This is a genomic window from Nesterenkonia alba DSM 19423, assembly GCF_000421745.1.
GTDB lineage: Bacteria > Actinomycetota > Actinomycetes > Actinomycetales > Micrococcaceae > Nesterenkonia > Nesterenkonia alba.
In genome coordinates this window covers 96,280-114,450 of sequence record NZ_ATXP01000001.1, presented here as the reverse complement: position 1 = coordinate 114,450, position 18,171 = coordinate 96,280, and the positions used below count along the sequence as shown (strand labels likewise).

Sequence of the window (18,171 nt, the reverse complement as noted above, 5' to 3'; positions counted from 1 at the left end):
GCCACGCGAAGGTCAGATGACACAGCCGACGACGACGCCGGAGGGGCTGCTCTCCCGCCGGGTGCTGTTGGCAGCCGCGGCGACTCTAGGGCTCAGCGCCTGCGCCGGTGAGCCGATCTCCCCGGGGCAGACGACACCCTCGGGCTCGGCTGCACCCTCACCGGCTGATACGCAGCCTGCGGAGACCTCCACCCCATCCGCTGAGACCCCTGCTGAGACGGACACTCCGAGTCCGACCCCAACACGGGCCTCGGATCCCAGTTGGGATGCAGATTCCCGCTACGTGTTGGTCAACAAGCGCAACCCGTTGGAGCCGGCCAACTACGAACCCGATGACCTGCGTGTGCTTGATCTGCGGGGTGTCTATGAAACACCGCAGATGATGCGCGCTGAGGCCGCCGAGGCCTGTGAGGACCTCTTCGCCGCGGCCGCAGCCGAGGGACTCGCCCTGGCGGTAAGTACCGCCTACCGGGGGTTTGAGCATCAGCGCAGTCTCTATGAGACCCGGTATGCCGAGCGGGGCCAGCAGGCCACTGATGAGTCCACGGCCCGGCCGGGCTACTCCGAACATCAGACTGGTCTGGCGGTGGATTTAGCGAGCATCGAGAACCCCGAATGCCAGCTGGGGCAGTGCTTCGGGGAGACCCCCGAGGGCATGTGGGTCGCTGAGCACGCCCACGAGTTCGGGTTCATCATCCGCTACCCGGACGGGGCTGAAGCCCAGGAGATCACCGGGTACTTCTACGAACCCTGGCATCTGCGGTACCTGGGTGTGGAAACTGCCACGGAGGTGGTCCAGGCGGGAGTGACCCTTGAGGAGTACTGGGAGCAACCGCCTGCTCCGGACTACGAACACGACTACGCGACTGATCCCCATCTGCATAGCTGAGACCACCGGCTGCCCTGCGATCTCCGAGCCGCTTAGACTGAACGCATGCTCAAGGGATTTCTGAACTTCATTAAACAGGGCAACGTCGTCGATCTCGCCGTCGCGGTGGTCCTCGGTGCAGCCTTCGGCGCGGTCGTCAATGCCTTGGTCGAGCACGTGCTGATGCCGCTGATCGGGCAGCTCTTCGCCCAGGATCCCGACTTCGACAATCTCTTCACCCTGGTGCTCCCGGGTCTGGATGGTCCGCCGATGCGTTTCGGCATACTGCTGACCCAGGTGGTGAACTTCTTGCTCATCGCCGCGGCGATCTACTTTGTCATCGTGATGCCGATGAACAAGATGATCGAGGCTCGCAATGCCGCCCTCGGGGAGCCGGAGGAGGCCCCGGAGGAGAACATCGTGCTGCTGCGCGAGATCCGCGACCAGCTCAAGGCCCAAACTGAGGTGACCAACCCGGCGTTCATCCAATCCCTAGTCGAGGCGGAGAAGAAAGCCGAAGAGGAACAGCAAGCCAAGGAAGAGGCCGAGGCGAAATCCGGTCTGCTCGGTCGAGCCAAAACCATCGTCTGGGGTAAGGACTGACCGGCGGACTGACCCTGGAGGACAACGATGTCCGACCCCTGCCTTAGCGTGGTGTTCGTGAGGCGCTCACCACCAGCCTCGCACCGGAACCGATGACATCAACGGAAGGGAACTAGGCACCATGGCACTGCACGAACACTGGGCACAGCGGTACAAGGAAGCAGTTGTTGAGGACCTCGGCTGGGGGTTCGAGGTAGACGGCGACGGCGATTTGAAGCTCGACGACGGCGAGTACCGTTTCTTCATCAACGACACCGCCGCAGGGGATCCCGAGTACCTGGATCTCTTCTGCCTCTTCAGCCGCCCGGAAGGCGTCCCGGATGACAAGCTGGCCGAGATCTTACGGGAGCGCACCGAACGGATGAAGGGGGCCAAGCTGTTGGCCACCACGGACGGGACCGGGCTGATCGCCACCATCGGGATTTTCGCCGCAGGGAAGGATCAACTGCCCACCCGTGAGCACATCGCTGCAGTTCTGCCGCGGCTGCGCCAGGTACTGCTGGAGGCGGTGAAGACCACCTTCCGCCAGATCGATGAACTCCAGCGCGGAGCCGATGTCACCCCGGGTGAGCTGCGGGAAGCAGCCACCAATACAGTGCCGAAGATCCCCTGAGCTCAGCGCAGCTTCAGCTGGGCCTTCTCAAAGGCCCGGCGCAGCAGGTGCCGTTGGGTGGAGGTCGTCGCCTTCTCTGAAAGTCGTTTGAGCAGCTGCCGGCTCCATACGTGCTGTTGCCCATAACCGGCGTAATACTCCGCCAGGGTGTCGTCGTAGCCGGCATAGGCGGCGGCGGCCCGGTCGGCGTCGTACTCCTCGAAGTGCAACACCGCCTCCTGGGGCAGACGGGGTTTGATCCCGGCCGGCTCCTCGGGGTCCGGGTGACCGATCTCTAGGCCGAGGAAAGCCACGACTCCCTCCGGCAGGTTGAGAATCTCGGCGACCCGGTCGACGTCGTTCCGTAGGGAACCGAGGAACACTGCACCCAACCCGAGGGATTCGGCGGCGACGACCGTGTTCTGCCCGGCGATGCCGATGTCAGTGGCTGCCACGAGCACCGCATCGAGGTACTCCTGCCCGGGGATCTGCGCCCCGGCCTGCTCGGCCAACCGGCGGGCATGGGAGTAGTCGATGAGCCAGACCAGCACCACCGGGGCAGTGCTGATGTGCCCAGCCTGGCGCGGACCACCGACCTCTGCCAGGGCCTGCTTGCGCTCCGGGTCCCGGACGGCGACCACACTGACGATCTGCTGATTCGAGGAGGTCGAACCCGACTGCCCGGCGGCGATGAGGGTCCGCAGCGTGGCGTCGTCAACCGGTTCATCCCGCCACTGGCGGACCGAGCGGTGACGCAGCAGGACATCCAACGTCTGATTCCACGCCGGTGGCTGCCAGTGCTGTTCAGCGCCATACCGCTGTCGCAACCGCTGGTGACCGGTGGCACTCTCGGCGGCATCGACACCCTCAGGCTGAGCAGTCGTGGGCTGGGCGGTGGTGGACTGGACGGTCATGAAACCTCCGGGGTCAGATCTCGATGTCGGGCCTGAACACTGGCCCAGCCTGGCTGGCCTCTCAATGAGACAGTCGGCTGAGCTGTTTGAGTTCACTCTGGTGGAACACCAGGGCCCCGGCGTTGTGTTCCACCCCGTAGTTCAGCACTTCGAGGACGACAACGTCGTGATCCCCGGCGGGGAACTCGTTGTACACCCGCGTGGCGAACCACAATGGGGTGGGCTCCAGGGTGAGCGCCCCTCCAGGATGGTGGCGGGTCCCGACGCCGGCGAACCGGCCTGCCGGGTCTTTGGAGCCAATCTGCCGCACCAGGTGGGATTGCTCAGGGCCCAGCACGGAGACACCGATGTGGTCGGTGACCGCCCGCAGTCGAGGCCAAGTGCGGGAACTCTTCTGTACCGCGAAGCTCACCAAGGGTGGTTGAAGACTCACCCCCACGGTGAAGGTCGCGGCCACCAGTCCATCGGGGACACCGTTGATCTCCGCAGAGATCACCACAACTCCCTGGGGGAACTGGGCGTAGATGGTGCGCAAAGCGGCGGGGTCGGTGAGATCGGCCTGTGGTGTGGCCACAGCTGGGCTGAGGGATACGGCGGTCATGTCTGTCTCCTTGTCACGGTGGGATCGATCAGAGCGTGCCTTGGACGAGAGTGGGGCTGTGCACGGTGGTGTTCTCTGTGGTGCTGTGGTGTTCTGCAGCCTGGGCGGATTCTGCGGCCCGAAGCAGAGGCAGTACGTGGTCCCCAACCCGGGGAATCTCCCGGAGATAGGGGGTGTCGGAGAGCACGAAGTGAGTAATTCCCAGGCTCCGGTATTTCTCCAAGGCGTTGGCGACTTCCTGGTAGGAGCCGACCAGCCACGTGGTGCCAGCTCCTCCGCCGCCGACCCGGGAAGGCGCGGTGTAGAGAACATCATCGAGGACCTCGTCCTCCGCACCGAGGGCCTCGAGGCGTTCTTGCCCGACAGAACCGAGTTGACCCCGGCCCTTTTCGCGGGTGCGCCGCCAGTGTCCGGCGTCGTTGCGTGCCATGGTGGCGACCCGAGCGCGGGCATCCTCCCACGCTTCTTCACTGGTGTCTCGAACCACCACGGTGGTACGCAGGCCGAACTCCAGTGGCGGATGCTGGCGGTCGAGCTCTTCGGAGAGCGCCTTCAACCGTTGGATGCGTTCGTGGATGGCCGCGTAGGTCTCACCCCAGAACAACTGCACATCGGCTTCGGCGGCGGCGACCCGTTCCGCCTCTTCAGAGGCTCCACCGAAGTACAGTGTGGGGTGCCCCCGCTGTTCGGTGCCCCTCGGAGCGATGCCGAGGGTGGCGTCGTCGAGCTGGTAGTACCGGCCGTGGTGAGTCACCGAGGTCTCGGTCCACAGTCGCCGCACCACGTGGAGGAACTCCGCGGTCCGAGCATAGCGGCCCGCCCGGTCGGTGAGGGTGTCTCCGTAGGCATCGGGATCATCGGTGCCGGTGACGATGTTCACCAGAACCCGTCCGCCGGTTAAGTGGTCCAGCGTGGAGGTTGCGGCCGCGAAGTTCGCCGGGTGCCAGTACCCGGGACGGGCGGCAATCAACGGCTTGAACGTTTCGGTCCGGGCGGCCAGAGTGGCCCCCACTGTGAAGGTGTCCGGCCGGGACCACCCGGTACCGATGAGCGCACCTTCCCAGCCGTGACGCTCTACCGCGCGGGCATGCTCCGTGAGGGTCTCCAGAGAGTTGTGGTCGGGGCGGATCTCATCACCCCGGTGCCCGGGAACAGTCTGGTTCGGCACGTACCAGAGGTATCGACTCGTCATGGTCAGTGTCCTTCCCTGGTGCTCTCGATGGCCAGGGCGGCTCGAGGTCGGCTGAGCTCCTGTGGCCGGGTGAACGGTGGAACCGGTAACCCGTAGTGGCCGCGCAGTGTGGTGGCCGTGTAATCGCTGCGGAACAGTCCCCGTTCTTGAAGGATGGGAACCACGGTGTCGACGAACTCTTCGAGCCCCGAGGGCAAGGCCGGTGGCATGATGTTGAACCCATCGGCGGCTCCGTGGGTGAACCACTGTTCGATGACATCGGCAACCTGTTCTGGGGTGCCGGCGAAGGTGAAATGTCCACGCCCGCCACCGAGACGTCCGATGAGTTCCCTCACAGTGAGGTTCTCCCGACGGGCGAGACTAACGATGAGACTGTACCGGGACTTCGAGCCTTCGATCTCGTCCTCGTCGGGAAGATATTCCGGCAATGGTTGGTCGAGGCTCAGCTCCCCGGGTTCCAACCTGAGGGTCTGGGTGAGTTGCTGCAGAGCGTATTCCGGGCGGATCAGCCGGTTCAGCTGCACTTCCTTGGAGCGCGCCTCGGATTCGGTGGCCCCGATGATCGGCACGATGCCAGGGAGAACTTTGACCTGGTGCGGATCCCGTCCGTGGCGGGCCGCTCGCGCTTTGACGTCGTCGTAGAAGGCAACAGCATCTTCAATGCGCTGGTGGGCGGTGAAGATCGCCTCGGCGTACTGTGCCGCGAGGTTCTTCCCGTCCTCAGAGGAGCCAGCCTGCACCAGCAGCGGATACACCTGAGGTGTCCGCTGGACGTTGAGCGGACCGGCCACAGAGTAGAACCGCCCATGGTGGTCGGCGGGGTGGACCTTGCTGTTGTCGCCCCATATGCCAGTGGCTTTATCAGCCAGCACCGCCTCGGGCTCCCATCCTTGCCAGAGTGCCTGGGCGACCTGGAGGAACTCGGCGGCCCGTTCATAGCGTTCCCGGTGGCTGGGTTGGTCCTCGAGCCCGAAGTTTCGAGCGGCGTTCGGCCCGGCGGTGGTGACAATATTCCACCCGGCCCGTCCCCGACTGATGTGATCGATCGAGGCGAACCGACGGGCCAGGTTGTACGGGCTGTTGTACGAGGTGGAGGCGGTGGCGATCAGCCCGATCCGTTCGGTGTGAACCGCGATAGCTGATAGCAGTGTCAGGGGTTCGAGACCTCCGGCGGGACGCCGCCCAATATCGGTGTAGAGCTGGGGACTGTCGGCGAAGAAGATGGAATCGAACTTCCCCCGCTCGGCGGTCTGCGCCAGGCTGATGTAATGGTCCACCTGGGTTTCCCGGTGCAGTGGGCTCTCCGGGAGCCGCCAGGCAGCCTCATGGTGTCCCACGCTCATCAGAAAGGCGTTGAGGTGTAGGGGTGCGTCGTCTCGTCTGGTCATGGTGTGCTCCTTATCCGGCATCTCGGGCGGCTGAGCGTACGGTTCAGACGCCGAGGTGCTGCAGCAGAGTCTTGCGGATCGTGATGAGTTCGGGGTCTTCGACGTCGCGGGGACGGTCTGCGACGACGGGGAGGTCCTCGGCGATCTGGCCGTCTTTGAGGACGAGGACACGGTCGGCGAGGGTCACAGCCTCTTCGACGTCGTGGGTCACCAAGATGATCGCCGGACGATGGATGTCTTTGAGCCGCAGCAGCAGTTTGTGCATTCTGCGCCGTGTCAGGGCATCCAGAGCACCGAAGGGTTCATCCATGAGCAATAGTTCCGGTTCTCCGGCCAGGGATCGGGCCAAGGCGACCCGCTGTTGCTCCCCGCCGGAGAGCTCATAGGGCCAGGAGCGTTCCCGTCCAGCCAGGCCGACCTCCTGAAGTAGGGTTCGACCCCGTTCGACGGCGTCTGGGGCCTCGAGCCCGAAGATGACGTTGTCGAGGACGCGCTTCCACGGCAGCAGCCGGGAATCTTGGAACGCAAAGGAGACCCGCCGCGGCACCGCGATGTCTCCACTGCCAGCGACTCCGTGGTCGAGACCGGCGATGGCTCGCAGCAGGGTGGACTTTCCCGAGCCGGATTTACCAATCAGGGCGATGAACTCCTCCGAGAGTACGTCCAGGGATATGTCATCGAGGATGGTCTTATCCCCGAACCGTCGGCTCAGTGCGGTGACCCGGGCGGCCAGCAGATCAGTTGCAGTCATGGTCGCCTACCCTTCGATCGTCTTCCGCCACCGCAGAGCAAATCGCTGCAGGGCCTTCACGCCGCTGTCCAGGGCCAGACCGAGAGCCGCGTAGACGACCAGCCCGGCGATGATGACATCGGTCTGACCGTAGGTGGAGGCCAGGGTCATCATGTAACCGATCCCTTCGGTGGCGTTGTACTGCTCGACCACGATGAGCGAAAGCCACGAGCTTAAGACCGCAAAGCGCAGCCCGAGGAACAGTCCTGGCAGGGAGCCGGGGAAGATGACGTGCCGGATGAACGTCCACCGGCTGACCTTCTGTGTTTCGGCCAGTTCGATGTAACGCTTGTCAATGCCGCGCAACCCGTTGTGGGTGTGCATGTAGATGGGGATCATCACGCTCAGGGCAATGGTAATGATCTTCATGTCTTCCCCAATGCCGAACCACAGGATCAGCAGTGGCATCATGGCCAGACCCGGGGTGGCGCGGTTGATCTGCACCGGACCATCGATGAATCCCTCACCGAGACGACTGAGCCCGGAAATGACCGCTAGCACCAGCCCGACAGCGAATCCTGCGGAGAACCCCAGTGCAGCTCGGACCACCGAGGCCTGCATATGTTCGGGCAATCGCCCTTCGACCAGCTGGTACCACAGTGTCTCGACAATGACCCAGGGCGCCGGCAGAGTGCGGGGATCGATGATCCCCAGGATGCTGCCGACTGACCAGATGAGCAACAGCGCCACAATCCCGTAGGACCAGCCGAAGGGATACTTCCGACCCAGTCCCAGCGGCCGGATACTCACCGGACCCAGCCGGGTACTGGATGGGCCCGGGACCGTGACGGCAGGTGCCGTGGCAGCGGAGGCGGCCTCGGCGGGAGCGGGTGAAGCCGGCGTCGTCGGTCGCTGTGCAGTGGGCCGGGCCTCTGTGACGTCACTGATCGGCATATTCATCCCTCGCTTCTTCCCAGGCTTCCCCGGCGATGGACTCGAACCGCAGATCGAAGATCTCATTCTCCACATCGATCGGCTCAGCGCGGTCCTGCTCCTGCAGCAGGATGTCTGCGGTCTCCTGGTCTTGGGCGATGATCTCCTCCCAGGAACTGGGCACCTCACGGTCGCCCTCCAACTCGAGGAGTTCCTCGGCCTGCTCGGGAGTCAGGCCCTGGTGTTCGACGTACCACTGTTCAGCCCAGATCTCCGGATGGGCGTCGATCCAGGCCCGTGCCCGGCCCCAGTAGTGGGCGTATTCGACCAGTGCTGCCGCCTTGGCCGGGTCCTCGAGACTCTCTGCGTGGACGTAGATCCCCCCGCGGTCATCCCGGAGTCCGTGCTCTAAGGTGATGGCACCATCCTCGCCGTACTGATCGGCGTAGCGGATGGCCGACTGGATGCCCAACGGGGCGGCGTCGACCTGGTTGCTGCTGAGCGCATTGGGGTAGGTGTCATCTGTACTGGCCAGTTCGACGAGTTCGACGTCGTCTGTGGTGAGTCCGACGTCGTCGAGCACCCGAAGCACCAGAGCGCCCTGGGCTTGGCCGGGACTGTAAGCGATCCGCAAGCCTTCTAGGTCTTCGAGGGTCTCGACCTCATCGGCAACCCCGGGGGCGATGCCGATCTCATAGACCGGGTGCTCGAGGTGGTCGACTTTGCGGCTGGCGGTGATCGTCCGGGTCGGCAGGTCAGTCCAGTAGGCGTGCAGGGCGGGGATTTCGGCGACCGCTCCGGCGTCCAATGCCCCGGCCCGGAAAGCCTCCGAGGTACGGGGCCCGCCACTGAAGTTGGCCCATTCGACGTCGAAGGAGAGCTCGTCGATCTCCCCGGAGAGTTCCAGTGCCCGTTGGGTGGCGGGATCTCCGATGACCAGTTCAGTTCCTTCCGGGACCTCCTCGGGGAGCGGATCATCAAAACTCAAGGGACCGGCGTCGTCGTGATCCTGGCCTTCTCCGGCGGCGCCGACTTCAGAGCAGGCAGTCAGCAGCCCGATGAGCGCCAGTCCCGCCACAGCAGGACGAACAAAACTATGAACATATTTTGGCGAGAGCTGCGCCATGGTGCGGTTCCTCACTGATCGATTCCATCGGTCCTGGCGGTAGCACCCGGCCTGCGATGCACAGGAACATCACTCCTGCACTCCCGGGTTGCTGCGGCGTCATCGAGCCAGATCTCTCAGCCGCTCGTGATGGGGTGTGGACTCAGCTTAGGGGATACTTGAACACAACTCGACTCAACGTGTCACACAAGGAAATATGTTCACGCATGTGGTTCGCAGCACGCCAGCGCGGTGCTGGATGAGTTCGGACAGTTCGACGAGAAGTACGCCGGTTTGCAGCACGCCTGCGGGGGTGCTGCAAACTCTATAGGGCGAGGTGGGTACCGACGATCTCGGCGAGGTGTTTAGATTCTGCTTCAGCAGCGGCGGCGGTCTCGGCTTCAACCATGACCCGGACCACCGGTTCGGTTCCAGAAGGGCGTAAGAGCACTCGGCCAGTGTCTCCCAGGCGGGCCTCAACCTCAGCCACCGCTTGAAGAACCACCCGATCGGTCTTCACTTTGGCCTTATCCACCCCGGTGACATTGATGAGTACCTGTGGCAAACGAGTCATCGCCTCCGCCGCCAGAGTGTGCAGAGTCTTACCAGTAGCAGCCACCCGTGCAGCCAGCTGCAACCCAGTCAGCACCCCATCCCCGGTGGTCGCGTAGTCAGCGAAGATCAAATGCCCGGACTGTTCCCCACCCAGGGAATATCCCCCAGCACGCATGCCTTCGAGCACATACCGATCCCCCACTTGAGTCTGCACCAGCCGGATCCCCGCCTCAGCCATCCCCAGTTTCAACCCCAGATTACTCATCACCGTGGTAACCAAGGTGTCCTCCACGAGAGTGCCGGCCTCTTTGAGCCCCAGGGCCAGGATCCCCATAATCTGATCCCCGTCAATCACGGCCCCGGTGTGATCCACCGCCAGACACCGATCAGCATCCCCATCATGGGCCACCCCCAGATCAGCCCCTTGAGCCACCACTGCCTCCTGCAGGGCCCCCAAATGAGTGGATCCATACCCGGAGTTGATGTTCATCCCATCGGGCTCCGCCCCGATGACCACCACTTGAGCGCCAGCTGCAGCGAAAGCCTCCGGCGAACACCCACTAGCGGCGCCATGAGCACAATCGATCACGATCTTCAGCCCTGCCAGGCTCACCCCACCTAAAGACTGCAACAGGTGGACCACATACCGGTCCTCCGCATCGGAGAACCGACGGATCCGACCCACATCAGCCCCCGTGGGTGCCAACGGCTCAGCCCCCATCTGCGCCTCAATCGCATCTTCGACCGCGTCATCGAGCTTATGCCCCCCGGCACCGAGGAACTTAATCCCGTTATCCGGAGCCGGATTATGCGACGCCGAGATCATCACCCCGAAATCCGCATCAATATCAGCCACCAAGAACGCCGCCGCCGGAGTCGGCAACACCCCCGCATCAAAAACATCCACCCCAGAAGAAGCCAACCCCGCTTCCACTGCAGAGGACAAAAATTCCCCCGAGACCCGCGGATCACGAGCCACCACCGCCACCGGACGACGTCGGTCACCAACACGCTGATGACCCAACACCACCGCAGCAGCTTGAGAAAGACGAAGAGCTAAGTCCGCAGTCAGCAGCCCATTAGCCACCCCGCGCACACCATCGGTTCCGAAGAGTCTGGTCATATTGAAGCTGAGTCTAACGCCGGGAACGCGAAAGTGCCCCGCCCGGGGACCGGACGGGGCACTTTCGATATGAAGCTGTGAGGTTCTTCCGCAATCAGCGCTGGGAGGAACCACACACGGTGAGCATCACCGCTTGGAGTACTGCGGGGCTTTGCGGGCCTTCTTGAGTCCGGCCTTCTTCCGCTCCACCGCGCGCGCGTCGCGGGTGAGGAAGCCGGCCTTCTTCAGCGCCGGACGGTTGTGGTCCCGGTCGATGCCGTTGAGCGCCCGGGAGATCCCCAGACGCAGTGCACCGGCCTGACCGGAGGGTCCGCCACCGTCGATACGGGCGATGACGTCGTAGGCGCCTTCAAGCCCGAGCAGGGTGAAGGGGTCGTTGACTTCCTGCTGGTGCAGCTTGTTGGGGAAGTAGTCTTCCAGGCTGCGGCCGTTGATGGTCCACTGGCCGGAGCCGGGGATGATCCGGACCCGGGCGCGGGCGCGCTTGCGGCGGCCGATGGCGGCACCGGGCACGGTCAGCGGAGCACGCTCGGCGGCGGGCTCCTCGGTGCTGGTGCTGGGGGCGGACTCCGAGGTGTAGCTGGTCAGCCCCTCGGTCTCAGTGAGCTCTTCAGTGTTCTGAGCCACGGTTCTCCTCTGTAGGTCTGTCGAGTCGGGCCCGGATTACTGGGCGACCTGGGTAATCTCGTAGGGCTTGGGCTGCTGGGCGGTGTGCGGGTGCTCGCTGCCGGCGTAGACGCGCAGCTTGGTCAGCTGAGCACGGCCGAGCTTGTTCTTGGGCAGCATGCCCTTGACCGCCTGCTCCACCACGCGGGTGGGGTGACGCTGGATGAGCTCCTCGAAGCTCTGCGACTTGATGCCGCCGGGGAAGCCGGAGTGCCGCCAGTAACGCTTCTTGCTGGCTTTGTCACCAGTGACGGCGACCTTCTCCGCGTTGATGATGATGACGAAGTCGCCGGAGTCCATGTGGGGGGCGAAGGTCGGCTTGTGCTTGCCGCGCAGCAGGGTCGCTGCGTGGCTGGCGAGCCGGCCGAGCACGACGTCGGTGGCGTCGATGACGTGCCACTGGGCGTCATTGTCGCCTTGCTTGGGAGTGTACGTACGCACGGTGTGTTTGCCTTACGGTCGGTTTACGGTTCAGCGCACGTGGGCCGGGCGCGTGTGAGATGCACGCCGGACCAGTGCCTGATGCACTGTCAGTCTTGCGAGTGCGCTTCCGGCGCTCCAGGTGAGGGCTGGAACGGTGCCGGGCCCGTGGGGTCCCTGCGGTCGGTGGAGGCTGTTTCGGCTATGCAACGGAAGCCGCCTCGACACGAGTCCGCGCAGGGGTGGACACGCACAACAACCCATCACTATACCGGAGGGCGCACGACGACGCCACCGCACCGGTACGCCCTCACGCGCTTCCGTGCCCCAGCTGGGTGCCAGGCGCGCCCGTCTCCGCGCACCCGGGGTCAGAGTCGGCCACGGGTGGGGTGGTAGTCCTGCCCGGCATCCGGAGAGGACTCGGCGGGGGCGGTAACCTCCTCGAAGGTCTCCAGTTCGCGGTGCTGTAGCCGCACGGTCAGTGCCAGCACATCGGGTACCAGCTCTTCGATGCGCTCCTGGCCGCTGCTGGCGGCACCGGCACGGGGCTCACCGGAGCCGCCACGAGTGCCAGCGAGCCGGTAGTCGCGCTGCCAGCGGTCGGCGTCGTCGTCTTGTGGCCAGGGTTCGGCCAGAAAGTCCTCGAGCTGTGGGGCGGGACGCTCCCCTGCGGCAATGGCGGCAGCACGGTGCTCGGGGGTGATGATCTCCAGCGCGCGGGTGCCGTCTTCGACGAGCCGACTGGCCAGGGAGTCGGCGATCTCGGTGCGCAGGCTGCGCTCGTAGTCGCGCCAGAGGTGGCTGATGTCTTCGGCGAGCCGGGCCAGGAGTCCTCCGGTGAAGCCATCGTCGGTGCAGAGTTCAGCGAAGGCGTCCGCTTCGGCGTCCACCCCTTGATCGGCGCGGGCAGCCCAGGCCAGGGCGCGGTGCCGCCACCCGGGCTCGGCGGCCTCATCGGCCAACCAGAGGGTCAGTTCGCGGCGCTGATATGTGGGTTGGGCGAAGGCGGTACCTTTCGGGCTCCGCTCAGGCACAGTGCTCTGCTCGGGCTCCTCGTGCGGGTTCTCGACCCGCGGGAAGATCCCAGTGAGGATCACCGCCCACCGGCCCAGCACCCGACGCGCGGAGTGCAGGCGGACTGCTTCCTGTGCGGCGTGCAGGCTATGGCGGTAGAACATCTGCCGATATTCGAGCCGACGTCGTCCGCGTTCGTTATAGGACTGATAGGCCCGGAACAATCCGGTGAAGGTACCGACCAGGTGGGCCACGGCGAACACAGCGAGGATGACGAAGCCTAGTGGAACGCTGAACCAGGCGGGCAAAACGGTCAGCAGGTCGGCGGCGAAGTACCACCATCCGGCGGCCAGGGCTGCGAAGATACCCAAGCCCAGCCAACTGCGGCGGCGGAAAGAGCGTTCGTGTTCCTGCCAGTCCTGGGCCTCAGTGAGCGTCTCATCGGCGGCGATGTCCATCCACCGGTCGGCGTCGAGGTCAGCACGCACAGCGGCCCCGGCTACGGCACCGCGGAGCCTCTCAAAGTACCCCCGTGCGACCTGCCCACCCACCTGCCCGGTGGCCTGCGGGTAGTCGCTGAGCTGGGCATTGAGTGCCTCGGCATCACGGGCGGCTCCGTGGCGGGCGAATTCCTCAGCGCTGGCGGAGACGGTGGCTGAGACCTGTTCTTCGGTGACCCAGGCGGTGACCGGTGCCGGGCGCCGGGCATGTAGCGTTGCCAGTGCGACCGTGGCGGCGGCGGATCCCTCCTCGGCGAAGACGCCGAGGCTCTGGTCAACCTCCGGGGCCGGTGCCTGCGGGTTCGGTGCCTCCGGGTTCGGTGTCTGCGGGGCTGCGGTCTCCGGGATGACCACCTCCGGTGGGATCGTCACCGTGCGGTTCTCACGTTGCGGCGGCCGCCAGCTGGTCACCTGCTCTGCTCCGTCGACCAGTGCGGTGGCGGTTCCAGCGACAGTCCGCCACACCCCGGGCGGTACCGGGTGAGAACGGCTGCGTAGCTTCTCCCGTTCGGCAGTGAGGTCACGACGCGCCGCCGAGGCGGCTGCGGCGTCGTCGGCGTTGTAGTCGCGGATCCGCAGCCCCCAGCCGAGGTTCAGCGAGTACCGCTCCACCGAGTACCCCAGATCGGTAAAGTCGAAACGGTCCGGCAGCAGCGCCTCAGGCACCATGCGCCGCCCCAGCAGAGCCAGCAGCCCGGTCAGCAGCACTGAGACCATCTGCCGCAGGTGCTGAAGCAGGCTGACTTTCTGCGGGGGTTCGAACCCACTGGGCGGTAACGGGGTGTAGCTCAGGGCGGCGTCCCCCTCGGCCAGCACGTGATGCACCGCGGAGTCGAGCACCTGCTCGGCCTCGGCACCCTCCACGGTGAGGTAACGCCGCGGGTGGGCTTCTCCGGCGGCCAGCGCCGGGAGATCTTCGGCCAAGTAGCGTTCAGCCGCTGAGCGGGCCACCGTTCGGCCCAGCACCAGTCGGCTAAACGCCCGGAACTCGTAGTGCCGGTTGGCCTCTGCCGCGCCCCAGGGTGTCTGGGTGAACACTCCTCCGAGAATGCCGATGGCGGCCAGGGAGGCGTGCAGCGGCACGTGCAGGTCCAGGTCCCATCCGGCGTCAGTGACATCAGGAGTGGCCCGGTCTTCGGGGAGCACCCGCAGGCGCACCCATCGTCCGGGCAGCGGGGCGAGTTCCGCGTCGGTGCGCCGCTGCGGGATGACGATATCGAACCACCGGTACGTATCCTCCGGCAGCAACTGACGCAGCAGTGCCTCCAGCTCGGCGATGGGTCGGGTGGCATCCTCGGCAGGGGTACGGATCCATCCAATGCGGGCCTCATCCAGCGACCCGAGGGCAGAGAGGGATTTGGCCAGGCGGACGCCGTCATCGATCCGGTGGGGACGGATACGGCGGGCAGTGATGCTGTTGGGCTCATCCGGGTCGATGCTGTCGACCTGCTCACTGCTGATCCACAGGCTGTCAGCAATGAGCCCGGCCCGGCCCCACTCGGTGGCCTGCTCAAGGATCACCGGAGGACAGACCACGACGACGCCGACCGTCACCTGTCCACCTCCGTCACCTGGCTGCCATCTTCCCACCAGCTCACAGGCGGCCCGGCAGGTTGGACCCGGTGCCACGCTCCACACAGGCATCGAGCGTGGTGAGGGCCTCGAGCACGTCGTGGATCACCTCGTAGGTGGCGTGAGCCTGGGCTGCGGCGTGGTTGTGCAGCCGGCCGCCGATGGCCTCGTAGCCGGTGCGCCATTCGGCGATGAGCCAATGTGCGGCGTCCTGGCGGGAGAGGTCGCGGGCTTCGGGATCCTGCAGATCAGCAGCCCCGGGGGCCTGCACGCTTCCGGCGACCCAGGAGACGACGTCGTTGCTCGCCTGCGGCACGGAGGCCCCCACACCGATGAGGTGCTGATAGGGCACCAAGGCGTCCAAGGTCTTAGTGCGGTAAACCTCCACGAAAGCGGCGAAGAGCCCCTCAAGCAGCAGCCCCACGTGATCCTGTGGGGTGGCTTCCCGCACTCCGCGCTGGGGCAGCTGGTGCCGGGTGCTGTCCACCTCCACGGAGAGGACCGGTTTATTGCCCTCCACAGTGATCGTGGCCCGGCCCAGCAACCGTTCGGCGAACCACCCGGTGATGAGGGCGCGGCGGGCCGCCGGAGACAGTGGCACCCATTCGGGGAGCGGTCGGGCCCGGCGGAAGTTCCACATCCGGGTGGAGGTGCTCTGTTGCCACTGTTCGACGATGGGAGCCATAATGCTGGCGATCTCCACTAAGTGGTAGGGCTCGCGCAGCAGGGTCATCATCATCGCGTCGCTGCGCGGATCGGTGGTGAACCGCACTGCGGAGGGGTCACCGAGCAGGGAGGCCGCCGAGTCTTGAAGCCGTTGGCGTAGGTCCGTGGCTTCACTGGGGATGTTCAGCGCTGAAGCGTGCGGACGGTAAGGGGCCTCGGCCGAGCCGTGGATGAGGTTGGTCAGCGCCGGGTCCAGGGCGACCAGCGGGCGGGAGGAACGGACCATGGAGTCGAAGGCGCCGACGACGCCGTCTTCACGCCGACGTCGTTCCGCTGCGTCCACCATGGGGTCAGTGAGATAGTCAGCCAGCGACTGGCTGAGGAACTTACCGACGAACTTCTCCCGGTCGTGCAGCCAGGCGTGGGTGCGGGTGGCGATGTCCTCCACCCCAAAGGCCAGGTGGATCTGCGCGGTGGAGCGGTTCTGCCCGGCAGGCCGGGCCTGCCGCAATTCCGGCACCCAGGGACGTTCGGTGCGGGCGACCTCACCGCCGCGGGCGTTGAGTCCCAGCTGGCGGCCCTGGATGATGTCCTCGACTGCCCGGGCCACAGCCGCCCGGCCTTGAGCTCCGCTGAGGGAACGTTCGATGACGTGGACGAACTGGTCGGCGAAGGTGTCGGTGTCATCGAGCAGGAATTCGACTTTGGAGGGCTGCAGGTAGTCGGGCACCCCGTGCTCGCCGGGCCAGATGTCCAGGGGACTGGCTCCGAGCTCCGGGTAGAGGTCCATGCGGAGGAGTCCGGCGGCGTCGCGCAGGGCATCCCGCCACGGCACCAGCAGATTGTCGGTGAGGTCTTCGAGCACATCGGCTCCCTGGGCGCGCCGCTGAGCACTGACGTGCCACTGGAGGCCTTCAGTGGTCGATGAGACGAGGAACCCGCTGAAGTCAGAGTTGTCCCGGGTGAAGTCGTTGGGTTCCCCGCTGACTCCGCGGCTGAGCACTGCCAGCCGGTCGGTGAGGTGCTTTCGGTCGGTGGCCGCGCGTTGGCGCAGCTCAGCGGCGGCACCGCGACTGGACTCGATGAGCCGGGCAATGAGGTCAATGGTCACCGGCAGACCGTAGGAGGCCGCGGCGTGCAGGACCACACGGCGAACATCCTCTTGGGCCGCCGCGGCGAGCCGGGTGACCAGCCGACCGAAGACGGTGGCGACGTCGGCGGAGTACTCATTGTCCTCCCGGGTGGCGACCTGCAGCCGGTTGACCAGCGCTTGGCGGGCCTCAGGGGTGGGGATGCGTCGCCGGTGTTGCTGGCCCAGGGTGGAGATCTCGTTCTGCAGGGCGGAGGTGAAGCGCTGGCGGGTGGCGGCGAAGCCGTCGTCGTCCCAGACGTTGAGGCGACGATCGATGGTATCGACATCAAGGCCGATGTCATCGAGGAACCCGGGCCAGGCTTCATCAACGGCTTGGTCTTTGAGCTCCTCGTCGCTGGAGAGATCGTCGGGCCGGCGACGTTCCAGGTGGCCTTCGAGCAGCCGGGTACCGGCCTGCTTGAGGATCCGGTCAGTGGCGTAGCGGTCGAAGAAGTCCCGGCCCACGGTCATGCGGGCAAACCCCATGGAGCGGAAGGGCGCGATATCCCGGCGCGTGGCCGAGGCCGAAAGCCCCAGGTTGTCGGTGCCGCCTTCCGCTACCGCCTGAGAGTTAGCCATGTCATAGGCGACGATGTTCGCCGTCAGCGCGGGGTCCAGGACCAGTTCACCGACAGAGCGGCCCACGATCTTGAACACGTCATCGGCGGAGTCGAAGGCCACCGTGGAGTTACGCCGGCCCACCAGCAGGAATGTGGTCGAGGTGTCATGACCTGTGGGTTCGCTGACCCCGGCGCGGGCAAAATGCAGGGTGCGGGAGACCGGAGCATCCTCGGCGGAGGTGATCCACAGGGAGTTCGAGGCCTCTGTCAGTGCGAGGAAGGTATTCGGCGCGACGCCGGGGTCGATGGCCCCGGTGGGTCGCTGGAACACCTCGGGGGTGAACAGGATGCTGTTGAGGTTGCTATGCCCGTGGGCGCGCAGTACATCGCAGACGTCTAAGAACATTCCCGAACCGGAGCCTCCGGCCACGGATCCGACGACGAAGACCACCGGATCATCAGCGCCGTCAGCTCCGGTGAACCGCTGACCGGTGACCTCCTGCAAGGCCCGGCGTAACTGGGCGTTGGCCTCGGAGTCCACGGCTGCGTCGCGGGCGCGTTTGAGGGCGGAGTCGATGTCCTTCAGCGCGTGCAGGGCCGCGACCCGACCCACAGCCCGGTATTGACCGGCCCCCTGGGTGATGTCGACCCGCACGCTTTCGGGCGGTTCGGGGTGCCAGCTATCCCAGGCGAGGTAACGGGAGACGGCATCAGCGGAGGTGCGCTGCAGCTGTTGGCTGATGGATTGGTGGTAGCCGGCATAGGTGCTCTTGGCCGAGCTCAACGGCACGTAGACACTGCGGGGCAGGGCGAAGGCGGGGTCGGCGGCGCCGGTGTCCGGGGCTGCGGGCACGTCGATCTGCACGAACTGCCAGGCCGCGGGCCAGCCGCCGTCCCACCCGGCGCGTTCCAACGCATCGGAGACGGTTTTCCGCACGATGCCGAGCGTCTTGCCCCCAGTGCCGCCGACGCCAACGAAGATGAACGGCCGGACGGGAGTGGGCTGGTCTGCCATAGTGTGTGCCTTTCGTGTGTGC

The 18,171-nt window shown here is 65.5% G+C and carries 15 protein-coding genes and 1 riboswitch; of the genes, 3 read left to right on the top strand and 12 right to left on the bottom strand.

The annotated features are described in order from the left end of the window. Positions 1-16 precede the first annotated feature (16 nt). From H578_RS12175 to H578_RS0100535, 3 genes are all read left to right on the top strand, one after another. Positions 17-889: a D-alanyl-D-alanine carboxypeptidase family protein gene (locus H578_RS12175; protein WP_169558482.1), complete on the top strand. Its 873-nt coding sequence runs from the start codon at positions 17-19 to the stop codon at positions 887-889. Positions 890-934: 45 nt separating this feature from the next. After that, positions 935-1,471 (top strand): large conductance mechanosensitive channel protein MscL, encoded by a 537-nt coding sequence (mscL, locus tag H578_RS12170; protein ID WP_022871763.1) that lies wholly within the window; start codon positions 935-937, stop codon positions 1,469-1,471. Positions 1,472-1,592: 121 nt separating this feature from the next. Then, positions 1,593-2,084, top strand: a complete 492-nt coding sequence (locus H578_RS0100535; RefSeq protein ID WP_022871762.1) for a hypothetical protein — start codon at positions 1,593-1,595, stop codon at positions 2,082-2,084. A 2-nt stretch (positions 2,085-2,086) separates the two neighbouring features. On the opposite strand, the gene H578_RS0100530 is transcribed toward H578_RS0100535, so the two are convergent. The 12 genes from H578_RS0100530 to H578_RS0100475 all read right to left on the bottom strand — a co-directional run bounded on the left by H578_RS0100530 (position 2,087) and on the right by H578_RS0100475 (position 18,149). Beyond that, positions 2,087-2,977: a nitroreductase family protein gene (locus H578_RS0100530; protein ID WP_022871761.1), complete on the bottom strand. Its 891-nt coding sequence runs from the start codon at positions 2,975-2,977 to the stop codon at positions 2,087-2,089. Positions 2,978-3,038: 61 nt separating this feature from the next. Then, on the bottom strand, positions 3,039-3,578 hold the full coding sequence (locus tag H578_RS0100525; protein ID WP_022871760.1) for a flavin reductase family protein: 540 nt from the start codon (positions 3,576-3,578) through the stop codon (positions 3,039-3,041). A 28-nt stretch (positions 3,579-3,606) separates the two neighbouring features. Continuing rightward, positions 3,607-4,770, bottom strand: coding sequence for an LLM class flavin-dependent oxidoreductase (locus H578_RS12165; RefSeq protein WP_022871759.1), 1,164 nt, complete (start codon positions 4,768-4,770; stop codon positions 3,607-3,609). A gap of 2 nt (positions 4,771-4,772) precedes the next feature. Then, complete coding sequence (locus H578_RS12160) at positions 4,773-6,158, bottom strand: LLM class flavin-dependent oxidoreductase (RefSeq protein ID WP_022871758.1); 1,386 nt, start codon at positions 6,156-6,158, stop codon at positions 4,773-4,775. A gap of 43 nt (positions 6,159-6,201) precedes the next feature. Beyond that, entirely contained in the window at positions 6,202-6,909 is a 708-nt protein-coding gene (locus tag H578_RS0100510) for an ABC transporter ATP-binding protein (RefSeq protein WP_022871757.1), read from the bottom strand. A 6-nt stretch (positions 6,910-6,915) separates the two neighbouring features. After that, positions 6,916-7,848, bottom strand: coding sequence for an ABC transporter permease (locus H578_RS12155; RefSeq protein WP_245554857.1), 933 nt, complete (start codon positions 7,846-7,848; stop codon positions 6,916-6,918). Next, on the bottom strand, positions 7,829-8,947 hold the full coding sequence (locus H578_RS12150) for an ABC transporter substrate-binding protein (RefSeq protein ID WP_051130723.1): 1,119 nt from the start codon (positions 8,945-8,947) through the stop codon (positions 7,829-7,831). The genes H578_RS12155 and H578_RS12150 overlap by 20 nt, the downstream gene beginning before the upstream one ends. Positions 8,948-8,968: 21 nt before the next feature. Beyond that, positions 8,969-9,083: riboswitch (SAM riboswitch) on the bottom strand. A gap of 168 nt (positions 9,084-9,251) precedes the next feature. Beyond that, positions 9,252-10,604, bottom strand: a complete 1,353-nt coding sequence (glmM, locus tag H578_RS0100495; RefSeq protein ID WP_022871754.1) for a phosphoglucosamine mutase — start codon at positions 10,602-10,604, stop codon at positions 9,252-9,254. A gap of 126 nt (positions 10,605-10,730) precedes the next feature. Then, a complete protein-coding gene (gene rpsI / locus H578_RS0100490; protein WP_022871753.1) occupies positions 10,731-11,231 on the bottom strand; it encodes a 30S ribosomal protein S9 in 501 nt (166 codons plus the stop codon). Positions 11,232-11,267: 36 nt separating this feature from the next. Beyond that, positions 11,268-11,711: a 50S ribosomal protein L13 gene (gene rplM, locus H578_RS0100485; protein ID WP_022871752.1), complete on the bottom strand. Its 444-nt coding sequence runs from the start codon at positions 11,709-11,711 to the stop codon at positions 11,268-11,270. A 347-nt stretch (positions 11,712-12,058) separates the two neighbouring features. Beyond that, positions 12,059-14,758, bottom strand: a complete 2,700-nt coding sequence (locus tag H578_RS0100480) for a hypothetical protein (protein ID WP_022871751.1) — start codon at positions 14,756-14,758, stop codon at positions 12,059-12,061. A 40-nt stretch (positions 14,759-14,798) separates the two neighbouring features. Beyond that, positions 14,799-18,149, bottom strand: a complete 3,351-nt coding sequence (locus tag H578_RS0100475; RefSeq protein ID WP_022871750.1) for a tubulin-like doman-containing protein — start codon at positions 18,147-18,149, stop codon at positions 14,799-14,801. Positions 18,150-18,171 lie beyond the last annotated feature (22 nt).

Bases quoted from the DNA above. Each gene is read 5' to 3' on its own strand.
- H578_RS12165 (WP_022871759.1), bottom strand. From the start codon at position 4,770: ATGACGAGTCGATACCTCTGGTACGTGCCGAACCAGACTGTTCCCGGG.
- H578_RS0100525 (WP_022871760.1), bottom strand. From the start codon at position 3,578: ATGACCGCCGTATCCCTCAGCCCAGCTGTGGCCACACCACAGGCCGAT.
- glmM (WP_022871754.1), bottom strand. From the start codon at position 10,604: ATGACCAGACTCTTCGGAACCGATGGTGTGCGCGGGGTGGCTAATGGG.
- H578_RS12155 (WP_245554857.1), bottom strand. From the start codon at position 7,848: ATGAATATGCCGATCAGTGACGTCACAGAGGCCCGGCCCACTGCACAG.
- mscL (WP_022871763.1), top strand. From the start codon at position 935: ATGCTCAAGGGATTTCTGAACTTCATTAAACAGGGCAACGTCGTCGAT.
- H578_RS0100475 (WP_022871750.1), bottom strand. From the start codon at position 18,149: ATGGCAGACCAGCCCACTCCCGTCCGGCCGTTCATCTTCGTTGGCGTC.
- H578_RS0100530 (WP_022871761.1), bottom strand. From the start codon at position 2,977: ATGACCGTCCAGTCCACCACCGCCCAGCCCACGACTGCTCAGCCTGAG.
- H578_RS0100535 (WP_022871762.1), top strand. From the start codon at position 1,593: ATGGCACTGCACGAACACTGGGCACAGCGGTACAAGGAAGCAGTTGTT.
- H578_RS12175 (WP_169558482.1), top strand. From the start codon at position 17: ATGACACAGCCGACGACGACGCCGGAGGGGCTGCTCTCCCGCCGGGTG.
- H578_RS12150 (WP_051130723.1), bottom strand. From the start codon at position 8,947: ATGGCGCAGCTCTCGCCAAAATATGTTCATAGTTTTGTTCGTCCTGCT.
- H578_RS0100510 (WP_022871757.1), bottom strand. From the start codon at position 6,909: ATGACTGCAACTGATCTGCTGGCCGCCCGGGTCACCGCACTGAGCCGA.
- H578_RS12160 (WP_022871758.1), bottom strand. From the start codon at position 6,158: ATGACCAGACGAGACGACGCACCCCTACACCTCAACGCCTTTCTGATG.